Genomic DNA, 15,661 nt, shown 5'->3' with positions numbered 1-15,661 from the left:
CCCTCACTTCCTCGTCGAAGTCGCGTGCCAACCTTACGACCCGGCTCGTTGGGGTAGACAGTGTGGTATCGACGGCTCCGGGTCGCTGCCCGGCGTCAGCTGGAGTTGTCGCAGCCGCGACACCCGGAGTGAGGCCATGACCACCTACTACGACGATCGCGCGGTGCAGGTGACCTCCACCGCGCTGCGGGTCGACGGCCGGACCTACCCGCTCGCCGAGCTGGGCATGGTGTGGCACCGGCGGGGCGGCCGCTCCTGGCGGGTGCTCGCCGGACGGGGCGCCGTCGGCGCCGCCCTGGCCGGGCCGCTCGTGGCCGCCGTGCTCGGCATCGGGCTGGCCGTCTGGCTGCACCGCTCCGCCGTGGTCACGATCGCCATCGTGGGCGCCTCGGTGCTGATCGGCCTCGGCGTCGGCCCGCTCGCCGACGTGCTCTTCGAGCGCCTGGACCGCTCCTACGCCCGGGGCAGCCGGGAGCTGGAGATGTGGGCGCGCTGGCGCGGGCAGCCGGTGCGGCTGCTGCAGACCCACGACGCGCTGCGGTTCGGCAAGATCTACCGGGCCATGCAGCGGGCGATGGAGCACACGCCTCAGTCGAAGGTGATCGGCGCGTCCGGCAGCAGACCCAGGCCGCGCAGCAGGCCGTAGGTGTCCTGCTCGCCCCAGAACTGCACGATCCGCCCGCCGGCCAGCCGGTACATCTTGCAGGCGCTCTGCACCGTGGTGGCGCCCGTCGCGTCCCGCCGGTACGTCTGCGCCAGCGAGACCACCACCCGGTCCTCGGCGGCGAAGATCTCCCGGATCTCCTGGTCGAGCACGGTGAGCCCGGGCGAGGAGACCGCCGCCTCGGGGTAGCGCCGGCCGCGTACCGCCGTGCCGGAACCGTAGATCTCCACGTCCTCGGCGACCACCTCGGCCAGCTCGGCCAGATCCTTGGTGACGAAGGTCCGCAGATACCGCCGAACCACCTCGACGTTGCGCTCCTGCTCGCTCCCGACCGTCCCGGCCCCGCCCCGCTCCGCCATGCCGGCGACGCTACCCGGGCCAGGTCGGCCACGCCGCTCCACGCCCCGCCGCCCCCACCCTGCACCGCCCTCACCCTGCGCCACCCCCGCTGCACCGCCCCCAAGCCGCCGGAAATCGCAAGAGGGGGCTTGAAGTCGGGTGGTTAGGCTTAGTGATGGTCCTCTATTACCGGGACGACGCCGTACAGGTCACCTCCGAGGCCATCCGCGCCGGCGGCCACGTGGTCCGGCTCGCCGACGTCGGGTACGTCTGGCACGCGCGCGGCGCGACCACCCTGGCGGTGCGGGGCCGGGTCCTCGGCCGGGGCGTGCTGGTCCTGCTCCTGTCGCTGCCGCCGCTGGTCGCCCTGGTCTGCGTGCTCTCGCTGGCCTGGGCCGCCCAGGACCGGGGCAACTGGAAGCTGGCCCTGCTCGTCCTGGGCGCGTTCGTGGCGGTCGGGCTGGTGCTCATCCCGTTCCTGGAGCTGCCGCTCGGCTGGCTCGACCGCTCCTACGAGCGGGGCAGCCGGGTGCACGAGCTGTGGGTGCAGCACCACGGGCAGGAGGTGCTGCTGCTGCGTACGCCGGACGCGTTGCGGTTCGGGCAGATCTACCGGGCGGTGCAGCGGGCGATCGAACAGCAGGGTGAACTCCGGCCCTGACCTCGCCTCCGGGTCGGGGCGGGTGTGGCCGCCGCCGCACCCCGCCACCCGGCGGCGCTGGCCGGGACCACGCACACTGGTGGGCATGGCGATTCCCCTCCCCCGGCCCGGCGCCGTCGTCGGCCTCACCCGCTCCGCCCTGGACCAGGCGCTCGGCTCGGCCGCCGCGTTCGCCGGCGTACCGGCGCGCGCCTTCGCCGTGCTCGACGAGGTGGAGGCGCTGCTGCGCCGGATCAACGGGGTGGTCGACCGGATCGAGGAGACGCTCGACCGCACCGACCGGGTGCTCACCGACGCGGAGGGGGCGGTCCGGGAGGTCGCCGTGATCAGCGCCGCCGCGACCGAGGCGATCGGTACGGCGACCGAGGTCGCCGCGGCCGCCGCCGTGGTGGTCGGCGAGGCCGAGCGGGTCTCCGCCGCCGCCGGCGTGGTGGTCGGCGAGGCCGAGCGGGTGGCGCGTACGGCCGGGGTGGTGGTCGCCGACGTCGAGGCGGTCGCCGGGCGGGCCGCCGGCACGGTGGTCGCCGCCGAGCAGGCGGCCGGCACCGCCACCGAACTGCTGGCGGCGTACGAGCCGGCGCTACGCCGGGCCGCGCCGATGGCGGCCCGCTTCATCGAGCAGCTCAGCCCGGAGGAGGTGACCGCCGCGATCCGGTTCGTCGACGAGCTGCCGAAGCTCAAGGAGCACCTGACCTCGGACGTGCTGCCGATCCTGGCCACCCTGGACCGGGTCGGCCCGGACCTGCACGACCTGCTCGACGTCACCCGCGACCTCAAGCTGGCCGTGGCGGGCATCCCCGGCCTCGGCATGCTGCGCCGCCGCGGCGAGCGGCTGACCGACGAGCCGGACCGCGACGTCGCCGCCACCTGAGCGGGGCCGCCCGGTCAGCAGTCGCAGGCCACGGCCGAGCGGGGCGCGGTCAGCGCGTCCACCGGGCGGCGCACGGTCCCCTCCGGGGTGACCACCGGCAGCCCTTCGCGGGCCCAGTACTCGAAGCCGCCGATCATCTCCCGCACCGGCCAGCCGAGCCGGGCGAACTCCAGCGCGGCCCGGGTCGCGCCGTTGCAGCCCGGCCCCCAGCAGTAGGTGACCACGGTCGATCCGGGCGGCACCACCGCCGCGGCCCGGGCGGCGATCTGCGCGGTGGGCAGGTGCACGGCCCCCAGCAGGTGTCCCTGCCGCCAGGCCGCGTCGCCCCGCGAGTCGACCACCACCAGGCCGGGCCGGCCCGCCTCCAGGGCGGCGTGCACGTCGCTGACGTCGGTCTCGAAGCTGAGCCGGGCGAGGAAGTGGGCGGCGGCGGTGGCCGGGTCGGCCGGCGGTACGTCGAAGGTCATGCCTCGATCCTGCGGCTCGTCCCGCCGGCCCTGGGAGTGGCGTGATCGCCGGCCACCGCTAACATCCCGCCATGGCTGCCGTGGACCGGAGCGTGGCGGTGCTCGCCTACCCGGGGATGTCCGTCTTCGAGACCGGCATCGTCACCGAGGTCTTCGGGCTGCCCCGGCCGGAGCTGGGCGTCGAGTGGTACCGGCTCACCGTCTGCGCGGAGCGCCCCGGGCCGGTGCCGGTGGTCGGCGGCGCCGCCCTGCACACCCCGTACGGCCTGGCGGAGCTGGCGGCGGCCGGCACGGTGATCCTGCCCGGGGTGCCCGACGTGACCGCCGACCCGTCGCCGGAGCTGGTGGCCGCGCTGCGCCGGGCGCACCGCCGGGGCGCCCGGCTCATGTCCATCTGCTCCGGGGCGTTCGCCCTGGCCGGGGCGGGTCTGCTCGACGGGCGGCGGGCCACCACCCACTGGCGGTACGCGGACCTGCTGGCCCGCCGCCACCCGGCGGTCACCGTCGACCCGGACGTGCTCTACCTCGACGACGGCGACATCCTCACCAGCGCCGGCAGCGCCGCCGGGCTGGACCTCTGCGTGCACGTGGTCCGCCGCGACCTCGGCGCGGCGGTGGCCAACGCGGTGGCCCGCCGGCTGGTCATCCCGCCGCATCGGGACGGCGGGCAGGCCCAGTTCATCGAGGCGCCGGTGAGCGTCGACCCGGACGACGACCGGATCTCGGCCAGCATGGCCTGGGCGGTCCGGCACCTGGCCGAGCCGCTGACCGTGGCGGCGCTGGCCCGGCACGCGCACATGTCGACCCGCAGCTACCTGCGCCACTTCGCCCGGGCCACCGGGACCAGCCCGATCCGCTGGCTGCTCGACCAGCGGGTCCGGGCCAGCCTGGCCCTGCTGGAGACGACCGACGCGCCGGTGGCGGAGATCGCCGCCGCCGTCGGGTTCGACAGCCCGGTCACCTACCGGCACCACTTCGGCCGGGCGATGCGGACCGCGCCGTCGGCGTACCGGCGGGCGTTCCGGGCCGGCGCGGCCTGACGGATCGGGCCGGCCGGGCGGCTCCGGGTCAGGCCGGTCAGGCCGGTCAGGCCCTCGGGACGTAGAGCTGGTCGATCTCGGCCCGACTGGGCAGCGCCACCGACGCGCCGAGCCGGCGGACGCAGGCCGCCCCGGCCGCGGCGGCCCAGTGCACCGCGTCGAGCAGCTCGCGCCCCTCGCCCCACGCCACGGCGAGGGCGGCGGTGAACGCGTCCCCGGCGGCGGTCGAGTCGACCACGTCCACGGTCACCGCCGGCACGTGCACGACCGTGCCGTCCCGGTCGACGTACCCGGCGCCGGCGCCGCCAAGCGTCAGCACCGCCCGGGGCACCAGCTCCAGCAGCGCGGTCGGCTCGTCCCAGCCGCGGCCGGTCAGCGTCTGCGCCTCGGTCTCGTTGACCACCAGCAGGTCCACGGCGGCCAGCAGTTCCGCCGGCACCGGCCGGGCGGGCGCCGCGTTGAGCACCACGCGGGTGCCGGCCGCGCGGGCCGCGACGGCTGCCTCCGTCACCGTCTCGACCGGCACCTCCAGCTGCGCGACCAGCACGTCCGCCTCGCGTACGGCGGCCAGCTCGGGCGCGGTGAGGCCGGTGAACGCGCCGTTCGCGCCGGGGGTGACCAGGATCGCGTTCTCGCCGGAGGCGCCGACCAGGACCAGGGCGACCCCGGAGGCGCCGTAGACCACCCGGAGCTGGCTGGTGTCCACGCCGGCGGCGGTGATCCGTGCCTTGAGGGTCACCCCGAAGGCGTCCGACCCGATGGCGCCGAGGAAGACGCAGGACGCGCCGGCCCGGACCGCGGCGATGGCCTGGTTGGCGCCCTTGCCGCCGGGGAGCATCACGAACTCGCTGCCCAGCACCGTCTCGCCCGGCCGGGGCAGCGCGGGGGCGGTGCCGACCAGGTCCATGTTGGCGCTGCCCACCACGGCCACCCGGGTCTGCCGCACGTGTTCCTCCGTCGGCTCAGGCGGCCCGGGCGGTCCAGCGTTCGCCGGCCCGCTCGACGACCAGGGGCAGGCCGAAGGTCTTCGACAGGTTGTCGGCGGTGAGGGTCTCGGTGAGCAGGCCCTGGGCCACCACCCCGCCCTCGCGCAGCAGCAGCGCGTGGGTGAAGCCGGGCGGGATCTCCTCGACGTGGTGGGTGACCAGCACCAGGGCCGGGGCGTCCGGGTCGTACGCCAGCTCGGCGAGCCGGGCGACCAGGTCCTCGCGCCCGCCCAGGTCGAGCCCGGCGGCCGGCTCGTCGAGGAGCAGCAGCTCGGGGTCGGTCATCAGGGCCCGGGAGATCTGCACCCGCTTGCGTTCCCCCTCGGACAGCGTGCCGTAGGCCCGGTCGGCGAGGTGGCCGATGCCGAGCTGGCTCAGCAGCGCGTGCGCGCGGGCCTCGTCGGCGCGGTCGTAGTTCTCCCGCCAGCGGCCCACGACGGCCCACGCGGCGGTGACCACCACATCGGCGACCCGCTCGTCGGCGGGGATCCGCTCGGCCAGGGTGGCGGTGGAGAGGCCGATCCGGGTCCGCAACTCGTTGACGTCCGTGCGGCCGATCCGCTCGCCGAGCACGTACGCGGTCCCGGTGGTCGGGTGCAGCCGGCCGGCCGCGAGGTTGAGCAGGGTGGTCTTGCCGGCCCCGTTCGGGCCCAGCACCACCCAGCGCTCGTCCAGCTCGACCCGCCAGTCGACGTCGCGCACCAGCGCGGTGCCGGAGCGCTTGACGCCGACCCCGTCGAGGCTGACCACCAGATCCGCGTCCACGTGCGAGGGGGCGGCGGGGGCACCGGCGGCGCCGGGGATCAGGTCACCAGTCACCGCCCCATCCAACCACGCAGCCCGCGAGGTGCCCCCCACGGGCGGCGTCGCCGCCATATGGTGGGTCGCCATGCCGTTGCTCACCTCGCCCGGGAGGTCGTTGATGCCCGATCGCTGCCAGGAGCGGCGCCGATGAACGCGGTCATCGAGATCGACGGGCTGCGCAAGTCGTTCCACTCCGCGCGTCAGGGACGGCGGGTCGCCGTCGACGGCTTCGACCTGCTGGTCGAGGCCGGGCAGATCCACGGCTTCCTCGGGCCCAACGGCTCCGGCAAGACCACCACGCTGCGCGCCCTGCTCGGGCTGGTCGCGGCCGACGAGGGGCGGATGAGCGTGCTCGGGGCCAGCTCGCCCGAGCGGCTGCCGGAGGTGGCCGGCCGGGTCGGCGCGATCGTGGAGAGCCCCCAGTTCTTCGGCAACTTCACCGCCCGCAAGACGCTGCGGCTGCTGGCCGTCGCCGGCGGCGTGCCCACCAGCCGGGTGGACGAGGTGCTGGAGCAGGTGGGGCTGCGCGACCGGGGTGGCGAGCGGGTCAGGGGCTACTCGCTGGGCATGCGGCAGCGGCTGGCGGTCGCGTCGGCCCTGCTGAAGAACCCCGAGCTGCTCATCCTCGACGAGCCGGCGAACGGCCTGGACCCGGCCGGGATCCGGGAGATGCGGGACCTGATGCGGTCGCTGGCCGCGGCCGGGGTCACCGTGCTGCTCTCCAGCCACATCCTGGCCGAGATCCAGCTGATCTGCGACCACGTGACGATCATCAGTCGCGGCCGCCGGGTGGCCCACGGCCGGGTCGACGAGGTGCTGGCCGGCTTCGACCAGCACCAGTGGCGGGTCGGGGTGGCGGCGCCCGAGCAGGCCGCCGAACTGCTCGGCATGGCCGGGGTCTCGGTCACCGCCCTCGCCGACCACCTGGTGGTCACCGGTGTGGAGGACCCCGAGCTGATCAGCCGCACCCTGGGCGAGCAGGGTCTGTGGGTACGCGAGCTCGTCCCGCTCCGGCCGGACCTGGAGAGCGTCTTCCTGGAGCTGACCGGCGCCCACCCGCAGCCGGCGGTGCCCCGCCAGGTGGACGGTGGGGTGCCGCCCGAGGGGCCGGACGGCCCGCTCATCGACCTCGACGTACGCGAGACCCGGGAGGTGGGCGCGTGAGGCTGGTCCGTGCCGAGTTGGAGCGGCTGGCCGCCCGCCGCTTCGTGCAGTTGATGGTGGTGCTGCTGCTCGGCGCCTTCGCGGTGACCGTGGTGACCACCCTGGGCGGGTCGCACCGGCCCAGCGTGGCCGAGTTGAGCCAGGCCCAGGCGCAGGCGGCCGAGGCGGTACGCGAGCTGGAGCTGCAGCACGACCGCTGCCTGGCGATCAAGGCGGGCACGGTCACCCCGGAGGAGACCGACTACGTCCCCCGGGACTGCTCGGAGGTGGACCCGGCCCTGATGGAGCGGCTGCCCACGACGGCGGACTACCTGAACGGGGTGTTCGTCTTCGGCCACGAGGCGGAAGGGCTGCTCTACTTCCTCATCGCGTTCCTGGCGCTCTTCGGGTTCCTGGTCGGCGCCTCCTACATCGGTGCGGACCTGAACTCCGGCGGGGTGGTCAACCTGCTGCTGTGGCGGCCGCAGCGGCGGGCCGTGCTCGGCGCCAAGCTCGGCACCCTGCTCGGCGCGGTGCTGGTGCTGGCCGCCGTGGCGTCGGCGGCGTACCTCGCCGTGTTCTGGCTGATCGGCCAGCTCGCCGGGCGGCCCGGGCGGCCGGACTGGGCCGCGCTCGGGGTCACCCACGGGCGGGGCATGGTGCTGGTGCTGCTCGCCGCGGCGCTCGGGTTCGCCATCGCCACCCTGGGCCGGCACACCTCGGCGGCGCTCGGCACCGTCGCGGCGTACCTGGTGGTGTGGGAGCTGGGCGCCCGGCTGGTGTTCGACATCCTGTCGGTGAGCCGCCCGGAGCGGCTGATGCTCTCCACCTACCTGGGCGCCTGGTTGGCCGGCGAGGTCCGGTTCTTCGACAGCGCGTCCTGCGCGCGGGTGACCGAGACCTTCTGCGACGCCTCCTACACGGTCGGCTGGGCCCCCGGGATGGTGGTGCTGGTCGGGCTGACCGTGGCGCTGGTGGTGGCCGCGTTCGCCGCGTTCCGCCGGCGGGACCTGATCTGAGCCGCCGGTGCGGTCCCCCGGGGGCCGCACCGGCAACTCCTTGCAGACCAATGCCGCGTCGTGAAGAATTCCTTCACATGGCGGCAGGGGTGGCGGGCGACGGGCGGTCAGCCGACCGTCGAGCCGAACACCTCGTCGCGCACCGCGTCCAGCGCGGTCCGCAGCGCGCCCCGCAGGATCGGCTCCTCGGTGAGGCCGGTGCTGACCACCCGCGGCCGGACCAGCGTGATCGCCGCCACCTCGTGCTGTACCCGCTCGGCCAGCGCCGCCCCGCCGGCCCGGCCCACCTCGCCGGCGAGCACCACCAGCGGCGGGTCCAGCACCACGCAGGTGCTGGCCACGCCGAGGGCCAGCCGGCGGGCCAGCTCGTCCAGCATCCGGCCACCGGCCGTACCGGCGGCGATCGCCGCGCGGACCGCGTCGGCGGCGTGCTCGGCCGGGAAGCCGTGCTCGCTGGCCACCGCCCGGACCGCGTCGGCCCCGGCGAGCTGCTGGAACGCCGGCTTGGCCCGCTTCGACACGTCGCGCGGGATGGGTGCGCCGGGCACCGGGAGGTAACCGATCTCGCCGGCCGCACCGCTGCTGCCGTGGTGCAGCCGCCCGCCCAACATGATCGCCAGGCCGACGCCCGCGTCCACCCAGACCAGCACGAAGTCCCCGGTTTCCTGGGCGGCGCCGGACTGCGCCTCGGCGACGGCGGCCAGGTTGACGTCGTTCTCGAAGACCACCGGGATGCGCAGGTCCTCGCGGAGCGCGGCGAGCAGCCCGCTGTGCCAGCGCGGCAGGTTGAAGGCGAAGGTGATGTCGCCACTGCCCGGGTCCACCAGGCCGGGGGTGCCCAGCACCACCCGGCGCACGCTGGACAGCTCCGCGCCGGCGCTGCTGGCCGCCTGCATCACGGCGTTGTGCACCACGCCGACCGGATCGTCGGTGTCCTTCGTCGACTGCTCGGCCCGGCCGGCGACCGTGCCGGTGATGTCCGCGCAGGCGGCCACCACCCGCTCGGCGCCGACGTCCACGCCGACCACGTAGGCGCTGCCCGGGCGGACGGCGTAGAGCTGGGCGTTCGGGCCCCGCCCGCCGGCCTGCTCGCCCACCCGGGTGACCAGCCCGCGCTCCTCCAGCCGTTCGACCAGCTGGGACGCGGTGACCTTGGACAGCCCGGTGAGCTCGCCGAGCCGAGCCCGGGTGAGCGGCCCGCGCTCGAGGAGCAGCTCCAGCGCCGCGCGGTCGTTCAGCGCCCGCAACAGGCGGGGGGTGCCGGGCAGCCGGGTCGCACTCATGCCACGTCCTCAATTTTCAGTAAAGTTTGCTAACCACCAAACGCCTGCAGCGGGGCGCCCGCTAGCGTATCGGCCGCCCCGGTACGGAGTCGTCGGACGACCCGGCAGGGAAAGGGGAAGACTCGTGGGATCCGATCCGGGACTGCGCCGCCTCGCGCTGGGCACCCTGCTGGCCGCGTACCCGGGACCGGTCCCGCCCGACTGGGCGGTCGACCTGCTCGCCGAGGGGCTCGCCGGGCACACGCTGTTCGGCACCAACATCCACGACCCGGCCCAGGTGGCGGCCAGCACCGCCGCGCTGCGCGCCGGCCGCCCCGACGTGATCCTCGCGATCGACGAGGAGGGCGGCGACGTCACCCGGCTGGCCCACGCCACCGGCAGCCCGTACCCGGGCAACGCGGCGCTCGGCGCGGTCGACGACCCGACCCTGACCCGCCAGGTGTACGCCGCGATCGGCGCCGAACTGGCCGCCCTGGGCCTCACCCTCGACCTCGCCCCCACGGTCGACGTGAACACCGCCGACGAGAACCCGGTGATCGGCACCCGCTCGTTCGGCGCCGACCCGGCCCGGGTGGCCCGCCACTCGGCCGCCGCGGTCGCCGGCCTCCAGTCGACCGGGGTGGCCGCCTGCGCCAAGCACTTCCCGGGGCACGGCGCGACGGTCGCCGACTCCCACTACGAGCTGCCGACCGTGGACGTGCCGCCGGCGGTGCTGCGCGAGCGGGACCTGCCGCCCTTCGCGGCGGTGATCGACGCCGGGGTCCGGGCGATCATGACCGCGCACATCCGGGTGCCGGCGTTGACCGGCGACGGGCCGGCGACGTTCAGCCGGGCGGTCCTGGTCGACCTGCTGCGGCACGAGTACGGCTTCACCGGCGCCGTGATCACCGACGCGCTGGAGATGAAGGGCGCCGCCCTGGCCGCCGGTGGGACCGGTCCGGCCGCGGTCCGCGCCCTGGCCGCCGGGGCGGACCTGCTCTGCATCGGCGCCAAGGTCGACGCCGGGCTGGTCGAGCTGGTGGTCACCGAGATCGTCGGCGCGCTCGGCGACGGCCGGTTGGACCGGGCCCGGGTCGAGCAGGCCGCCGGCCGGGCCGCCGAGCTGCCGAGTCACCGGCCCGGTCCCGCCGTCCCGGCCGCCACCGCGGACGGCCTCGGGTACGCCGCCGCGCTGCGCGCGGTCCGCGTCGAGGGCGACCTCACCGGCCTGGTTCGGCCGCTCGTGGTGCAGGTGCACGCCACCTCCACCATCGCCGAGGGGCGGGTGCCGTGGGGGCTGGGCCCGCACCTGCGCGGGGTCGAGGAGGTCCGCGCCGTCGCCGGCGAGACCGCGCCGGACGAGCTGCGCCGGCGCGCCGGGGACCGGCCGATCGTGCTGGTCGGCCGCCACCTGCACCGGCTGCCGGGGGCGCGCGATCTGGTCACGGCGCTGGCCGCCGCGCACCCGGTGATCGTGGTCGAGATGGGCTGGCCGGGTGACTGGCGGCCGGCCGGCGCCCGCGCCTTCGTCAGCACGTACGGCGCCAGCCACGCCAACGGGCACGCCGCGGCGGAGGTGCTGGGTCTGACCGGGTGAACCGGGCCGCGGTGGGTACTTGTTCCGGGTGGCCACCACCGACGCCTGGCTCCGCGCCCTCGCCGACCTGCTGTGCCGGTCGCACCGCGTCCCACCGGACCGGCTGCCGGCGGCGATCGACGAGGCGCTGCGCCCGCTCGGCGTCACCGCCACGGCCTACCTGATCGACGTGGAGCAGGATCTGCTGCGCCCGGTGACCGCGCCGGACCGACCCCGGCCCGAACCGCTGCCGGTGGACACCAGCCTGCCCGGCCGGGCGTACACGGAGGTGCGGGTCCGGGCCGGGCAGGACGGCCGGCTCTGGGTGCCGGTGGTGGACGGGACCGAGCGGCTGGGCCTGCTGGAGTTCGTCCTGCCGCCCGGGTCGGACCCGGGCGACGGCAGCGTGTGGGACGGCGCGCGGGCCATCGCCGGGCTGGTCGGGCACCTGCTGGCCGGCAAGCTGCGCTACGCCGACGCACTGCACCGGGTGCGGCGCAGCAGGCCGATGGCGGTCTCCGCCGAGCTGCTCTGGCAACTCCTGCCGCCCCTGACCTTCGCCACCGACACGTTCGTGGTCAGCGCGGTCCTCGAGCCCTGCTACGAGGTGGGCGGCGACGCCTTCGACTACGCCCTGGACGGCGGCCGGCTCACCCTCGCCGTCCTGGACGGGGTCGGGCACGGCCTCCCGGCGACGCTGACCACCTCGGTGGCGCTCGCCGCGCTGCGGGCCGCCCGGCGGCTCCAGGCCGGGCTGCCGGAGCTGGCGGCGGCCGTCGACACGGCGGTGCGCAGCCAGTGGACGGACGGCCGGTTCGTGACGGCCGTGCTGGCCCAGGCCGACCTGGACAGCGGGCGGCTGCGCTACGTCAACGCCGGCCATCCGGCCCCGGTGCTGCTGCGCCACGGCCGGGCCGTGCGCGCGCTGACCGGCGGGCGGCGGCTGCCGCTCGGCCTGGCGCCGGCCACCACCACGCCGGACGAGGTGCGGCTGGAGCCGGGCGACCGGTTGCTGCTCTACACCGACGGGGTCACCGAGGCGCGGAACCGGGCCGGCGAGATGTTCGGGCTGCCCCGGCTGGCGGACCTCGCCGAACGGCACACCGGGTCGGGCCTGCCCGCGCCCGAGACGCTGCGCCGGTTGATCCGCGCCGTGACCGCGCACGCCGACGGCCCGCCCCGCGACGACGCCAGCCTGGTGCTGCTGGAGTGGTCCGGCGAGGCGGCTGAGCGCACGGAGCCCTGAGCCGGCTCAGCGCAGCTTGCGCCAGCCGCGTCCGGCGCTCGGGCTGTCGTCGCCCGCGCCGCCGGGAAGGCCGAGCAGGACGTCGACCGCGGTGATCCGGAGCACCCGGGCCACCACCGGCCGGGGACGGGTCGCCCGCAGGGTGGCGCCGCGACCGACGGCCTCCGCCGCGGCGCGCAACAGGGCGGCCACCCCGGTCGAGTCGACGAACCCGACGGCGCCGAGGTCGACCTCGACCGCCGCCAGGCCGGGCCGGTCCAGGACCGCCGCGAACGCGCGGTCGAACGCCGGCACGCCGGCCAGGTCGAGGTCGCCGGCGGGGGTGACGACCACCCGTCCGGGTCCCGCGTCCCGCGTACCGATTTCCATGACCCGCCCGTGTCCCGCGCCGATGCCGCCGCCCGGCACCCTACCCGGCGGGTCCGTCACTCACCCGGGTTGACCGTGTTCAGGTCTTGTCGCGCGCCCGGGGAGCGGTGTCGCGGCGGCCGGCGACCCGCCGGGCGCCCGGCGTCACCCATACGCTCCGTCACTGACCGGTCCGGACCCGAATCTGGCCTTATCGCAGGTCAAGTCCACTACCGGACAGCGGAAATCCGCCCGACACCCCTTGCTCGCACCTTTTTCGACACCTAGCGTTACCAAACAACGGGACCTGGGAGGAGCAGGCTGCGGACCGTGGATCCGGCCCGGGATCCACGGTCCGCGCCCGTTGCCCGGCCCGTGACACCGCCGGCCCGGGCGGGACCGCCGCCCCGCGTCCGGTCAGCGCGGGAAGACCCCGAACGACGTCCAGCCCCGGTCCGGGAAGCCGGCGGCCTCGGCCACCCGGACCGAGGCGTGGTTGCCGGCGTCGTGCAGGTAGGTCGGGACCGCCCCCTCGTCGAGCACCCGGCGGGCCGCCCGGGCCACCAGCCGCCGGGCCAGCCCCCGCCCCCGGGCCGCCGGCACCGTGCCGACGGCCAGTTCGTGCCCGTACGCGTCGTGCCGCTTGATGCCGACGCCCGCCAGGTAGCGCCCGCCGTCGTCCCGGACCACCAGCACCTCCCGGTCGAACAGGCGCAGCCAGGGCGGCAGCCCGGGCCCGGTCGGCGGCTCCCACTCGCCGACGTCCGGCAGCCGCGCCGGGGCGGTGCACCAGCGGAACGAACCGGTGTGCGTGGCGAACTCGGGAGCGCCGACCACCGCCGGCAGCACGGGCAGCAGCTCCGCCGGCGCCCGCTCGCGGACCAGGGCCCGGACGGCGTCGACCCGGTCGGGCGGCACCGACAGGACGGCGCAGTCGGGGGCGGCCACCGCGATCGCGGGGCGCAGCCGGCCGTCCCACGCCGGCCGGGCGCGGCGGTGCGAGCGGACCACGTGCAGTCCCGGGCCGGCCGGCCACTGCCCGAGCCAGGTCGCCAGGTGCAGGAACAACCGCCGGTCGAGCACCGCGGCCCACCTCCTCCCCCGCCCGCCGTCGCGTTCGTGATCACGGTACGCCGGGCCGCGCGGCCCGGCGCGGCGGATCCGCGACGGCCGACGTAAGAACCTGGCAATGGTTCGACCCGCCCTGGCGTGGCTAGGCTGGCCGCGCGACGGGAGGTACGCGGTGACGCAGCGGGTGCTGGTGGTCGACGACGACCGGACGGTCGCCGACGTGGTCTGCCGCTACCTGACGCACGCCGGTTACGAGGTCGACCACGTCGGCGACGGGCTGGGCGCGCTGGCCGCCGTGGCCCGCCAACCACCGCACCTGGTGGTGCTGGACCTGATGCTGCCCGGGCTGGACGGGTTGGCGGTCTGCCGCCGGCTGCGGGAGCGCCCGGACGGCGTACCCATCGTGATGCTCACCGCACGCGGCGACGAGGCGGACCGGGTGCTCGGCCTGCAACTCGGCGCCGACGACTACCTGAGCAAGCCGTTCTCCCCCCGCGAGCTGGTGCTGCGGGTCCAGTCGGTGCTGCGCCGCGCCGGCGGCGAGCCGGCCGCCGTAGCCCCGGCGGTGCTGCGCGACGACGGCCTGGAGGTGGCGACCGGGCCCCGGGTGGCCCGCCTGCACGGCCGGGAGCTGGCCCTCACCGTGCGCGAGTTCGACCTGCTCGCCCACCTGATGCGCCACCCGGCGCGGGCGTTCCGCCGGGCCGAGTTGCTGGACCGGGTGTGGGGGTGGAACTTCGGTGACCAGTCCACGGTGACCGTCCACGTCCGGCGGTTGCGGGAGAAGATCGAGGTCGACCCGGCGAACCCCCGACGCATCCTCACCGTGTGGGGCGTCGGCTACCGGTACCAGCCGGCCGATGGGTGACCTGGCGCTGATCTTCGGGGCCGCGCTGCTCGCCGCGCTCGCGGTCGGGCTGGCCGGGGCGGTCGCCCTGCGGCTGCTGCGCGGCCGGTCGATCACCGGGCACATCTTCGTGCTGCTGACCATGACGGTGGCCGCGGTGGCCGCCGGGGTGGCGGTGGTCGCCGAGGCGATGTTCCTCTCCCGGCACGACCTGGAGGTCGTGCTGATCACGGTCTCCGCCGCCGCCGTGGTGAGCCTCGCGGTCGGGCTGCTCTTCGGCCGCCGGCTCGCCGCCGCGGCGGTCTGGGCCGACCAGGCGCGGGAGCGGGAACGCCGGGTCGAGAAAGGCCGCCGGGACCTGGTCGCCTGGGTGTCGCACGACCTGCGCACCCCGCTCGCCGGCCTGCGGGCGATGGCCGAGGCGCTGGAGGACGGCGTGGTCGGCGACCCGGTGACGGTGGCCGAGTACCACCGGCGGATCCGGGTGGAGACCGACCGGATGACCCGGCTGGTCGACGACCTGTTCGAGCTGTCCCGGATCAACGCGGGCGCGCTGCGGCTGTCGCTGTCGGCGGTGCCGCTGGGCGACGTGGTGTCCGACGCCCTGGCCAGCACGGCGCCGCTGGCCGCCGCCCGCCGGATCCGGCTGGTCGCCGCCGAGTCGGGCTGGCCGACGGTGGTCGCCAGCGAGCCGGAACTGGCCCGCGCGGTGGGCAACCTGCTGCTCAACGCGATCCGCTACACCCCGGACGACGGCACGGTACGCGTCGACGCCGGCCGCGACGCGGACACCGCGTGGCTGGCCGTGGCGGACACCTGCGGCGGCATCCCGGAGGACGACCTGCCCCGGCTGTTCGACGTGGCGTTCCGGGGTGAGCCGGCGCGCACCCCGCGCCCGGGCGACGGCGGGCCGGAGGGATCGGGCGGATTGGGCCTGGCAATCGTGCGCGGGCTGGTTGAGGCGCACGGCGGGCGGGTAGACGTGCAGAACATCACCGATGGCTGCCGGTTCGTGCTCCGGCTGCCGGCAACGGGAACCTGACGCATCGATCATGCGTCATATTCATTTCCATACATGGACACCTTTCTCTGGGACGGTAATGGTCATGCCGATTCAGCCGAATGACCGGTACCAGCAGGACAGCGAACGCAGCTGGGGGGCCGTCGAGGACCCCGGGCGGTTCCCGGCGCAGCCCCGCTACCGGGAGGCCCGGGCCGGGAGCCCACTCTCCTGGGCCGAACTGAACGCGCTGCCGGCCCGGGTCTCCACCCGGAGCGGCCTGAACACCCGCTGAGGCGCCGGCGGCTGGCCGCCCA

General features: G+C 75.9%; 18 protein-coding genes. 11 read left to right on the top strand and 7 right to left on the bottom strand.

Annotation, left to right across the window (positions count from 1 at the left end; translation table 11 throughout):
• The first annotated feature begins 136 nt into the window (after window positions 1-136).
• Window positions 137-646, top strand: a complete 510-nt coding sequence (locus tag ACIBPB_RS26140) for a DUF6232 family protein (RefSeq protein ID WP_396842100.1) — start codon at window positions 137-139, stop codon at window positions 644-646.
• Here ACIBPB_RS26140 and ACIBPB_RS26135 read toward each other — a convergent pair.
• Window positions 589-1,023 carry a nuclear transport factor 2 family protein gene (locus ACIBPB_RS26135; RefSeq protein ID WP_396842099.1) on the bottom strand — a complete coding sequence of 145 codons (435 nt, stop codon included), beginning with the start codon at window positions 1,021-1,023 and terminating at the stop codon, window positions 589-591. The two genes, ACIBPB_RS26140 and ACIBPB_RS26135, sit on opposite strands and share 58 nt — an antisense overlap.
• A gap of 155 nt (window positions 1,024-1,178) precedes the next feature.
• Here ACIBPB_RS26135 and ACIBPB_RS26130 point away from each other — a divergent pair, with 155 nt between their 5' ends.
• Window positions 1,179-1,664 carry a DUF6232 family protein gene (locus ACIBPB_RS26130; protein WP_396842098.1) on the top strand — a complete coding sequence of 162 codons (486 nt, stop codon included), beginning with the start codon at window positions 1,179-1,181 and terminating at the stop codon, window positions 1,662-1,664.
• A gap of 85 nt (window positions 1,665-1,749) precedes the next feature.
• Complete coding sequence (locus ACIBPB_RS26125; protein ID WP_396842097.1) at window positions 1,750-2,535, top strand: hypothetical protein; 786 nt, start codon at window positions 1,750-1,752, stop codon at window positions 2,533-2,535.
• Window positions 2,536-2,549: 14 nt separating this feature from the next.
• Here the strand turns inward: ACIBPB_RS26125 and ACIBPB_RS26120 are convergent, their stop codons facing one another.
• The gene (locus tag ACIBPB_RS26120) at window positions 2,550-3,002 is read right to left on the bottom strand and encodes a rhodanese-like domain-containing protein (RefSeq protein WP_396842096.1); all 453 of its coding nucleotides are present in this window, start codon (window positions 3,000-3,002) and stop codon (window positions 2,550-2,552) included.
• A gap of 71 nt (window positions 3,003-3,073) precedes the next feature.
• Between ACIBPB_RS26120 and ACIBPB_RS26115 the strand changes: the two genes are divergently transcribed.
• The gene (locus tag ACIBPB_RS26115) at window positions 3,074-4,042 is read left to right on the top strand and encodes a helix-turn-helix domain-containing protein (RefSeq protein ID WP_396842095.1); all 969 of its coding nucleotides are present in this window, start codon (window positions 3,074-3,076) and stop codon (window positions 4,040-4,042) included.
• Between the two features lie 46 nt (window positions 4,043-4,088).
• Here the strand turns inward: ACIBPB_RS26115 and ACIBPB_RS26110 are convergent, their stop codons facing one another.
• On the bottom strand, window positions 4,089-4,988 hold the full coding sequence (locus ACIBPB_RS26110; RefSeq protein WP_396842094.1) for a ribokinase: 900 nt from the start codon (window positions 4,986-4,988) through the stop codon (window positions 4,089-4,091).
• Window positions 4,989-5,004: 16 nt separating this feature from the next.
• A complete protein-coding gene (locus ACIBPB_RS26105) occupies window positions 5,005-5,904 on the bottom strand; it encodes an ABC transporter ATP-binding protein (protein ID WP_396842172.1) in 900 nt (299 codons plus the stop codon).
• 75 nt (window positions 5,905-5,979) lie between these two features.
• Between ACIBPB_RS26105 and ACIBPB_RS26100 the strand changes: the two genes are divergently transcribed.
• Window positions 5,980-6,996, top strand: a complete 1,017-nt coding sequence (locus ACIBPB_RS26100; RefSeq protein ID WP_396842093.1) for an ABC transporter ATP-binding protein — start codon at window positions 5,980-5,982, stop codon at window positions 6,994-6,996.
• Complete coding sequence (locus ACIBPB_RS26095) at window positions 6,993-7,994, top strand: ABC transporter permease subunit (protein WP_396842092.1); 1,002 nt, start codon at window positions 6,993-6,995, stop codon at window positions 7,992-7,994. Before ACIBPB_RS26100 ends, ACIBPB_RS26095 begins: the two co-directional genes overlap by 4 nt.
• A gap of 107 nt (window positions 7,995-8,101) precedes the next feature.
• On the opposite strand, the gene ACIBPB_RS26090 is transcribed toward ACIBPB_RS26095, so the two are convergent.
• A complete protein-coding gene (locus ACIBPB_RS26090; protein WP_396842091.1) occupies window positions 8,102-9,277 on the bottom strand; it encodes an ROK family protein in 1,176 nt (391 codons plus the stop codon).
• 124 nt (window positions 9,278-9,401) lie between these two features.
• On the opposite strand from ACIBPB_RS26090, the gene ACIBPB_RS26085 reads away from it, so the two are divergent.
• The gene (locus ACIBPB_RS26085) at window positions 9,402-10,853 is read left to right on the top strand and encodes a glycoside hydrolase family 3 protein (protein WP_396842090.1); all 1,452 of its coding nucleotides are present in this window, start codon (window positions 9,402-9,404) and stop codon (window positions 10,851-10,853) included.
• Between the two features lie 28 nt (window positions 10,854-10,881).
• Window positions 10,882-12,078, top strand: a complete 1,197-nt coding sequence (locus ACIBPB_RS26080) for a PP2C family protein-serine/threonine phosphatase (RefSeq protein ID WP_396842089.1) — start codon at window positions 10,882-10,884, stop codon at window positions 12,076-12,078.
• 6 nt (window positions 12,079-12,084) lie between these two features.
• On the opposite strand, the gene ACIBPB_RS26075 is transcribed toward ACIBPB_RS26080, so the two are convergent.
• The gene (locus ACIBPB_RS26075; RefSeq protein WP_357317411.1) at window positions 12,085-12,447 is read right to left on the bottom strand and encodes an STAS domain-containing protein; all 363 of its coding nucleotides are present in this window, start codon (window positions 12,445-12,447) and stop codon (window positions 12,085-12,087) included.
• 396 nt (window positions 12,448-12,843) lie between these two features.
• Window positions 12,844-13,509 carry a GNAT family N-acetyltransferase gene (locus ACIBPB_RS26070; protein WP_396842088.1) on the bottom strand — a complete coding sequence of 222 codons (666 nt, stop codon included), beginning with the start codon at window positions 13,507-13,509 and terminating at the stop codon, window positions 12,844-12,846.
• A gap of 160 nt (window positions 13,510-13,669) precedes the next feature.
• Here ACIBPB_RS26070 and ACIBPB_RS26065 point away from each other — a divergent pair, with 160 nt between their 5' ends.
• From ACIBPB_RS26065 to ACIBPB_RS26055, 3 genes are all read left to right on the top strand, one after another.
• Window positions 13,670-14,365 (top strand): response regulator transcription factor, encoded by a 696-nt coding sequence (locus ACIBPB_RS26065; RefSeq protein ID WP_396842087.1) that lies wholly within the window; start codon window positions 13,670-13,672, stop codon window positions 14,363-14,365.
• Window positions 14,358-15,386 (top strand): sensor histidine kinase, encoded by a 1,029-nt coding sequence (locus ACIBPB_RS26060; RefSeq protein ID WP_396842086.1) that lies wholly within the window; start codon window positions 14,358-14,360, stop codon window positions 15,384-15,386. The genes ACIBPB_RS26065 and ACIBPB_RS26060 overlap by 8 nt, the downstream gene beginning before the upstream one ends.
• Before the next feature lie 64 nt (window positions 15,387-15,450).
• Entirely contained in the window at window positions 15,451-15,639 is a 189-nt protein-coding gene (locus ACIBPB_RS26055) for a DNA repair protein (RefSeq protein WP_396842085.1), read from the top strand.
• Window positions 15,640-15,661: the final 22 nt, after the last annotated feature.

This window comes from Micromonospora sp. NPDC049836, from assembly GCF_044465125.1.
Taxonomy (GTDB): Bacteria; Actinomycetota; Actinomycetes; order Mycobacteriales; family Micromonosporaceae; genus Micromonospora.
Note: the sequence above shows the minus strand (reverse complement) of the source record. Positions and strands in the feature narration are given on the sequence as shown.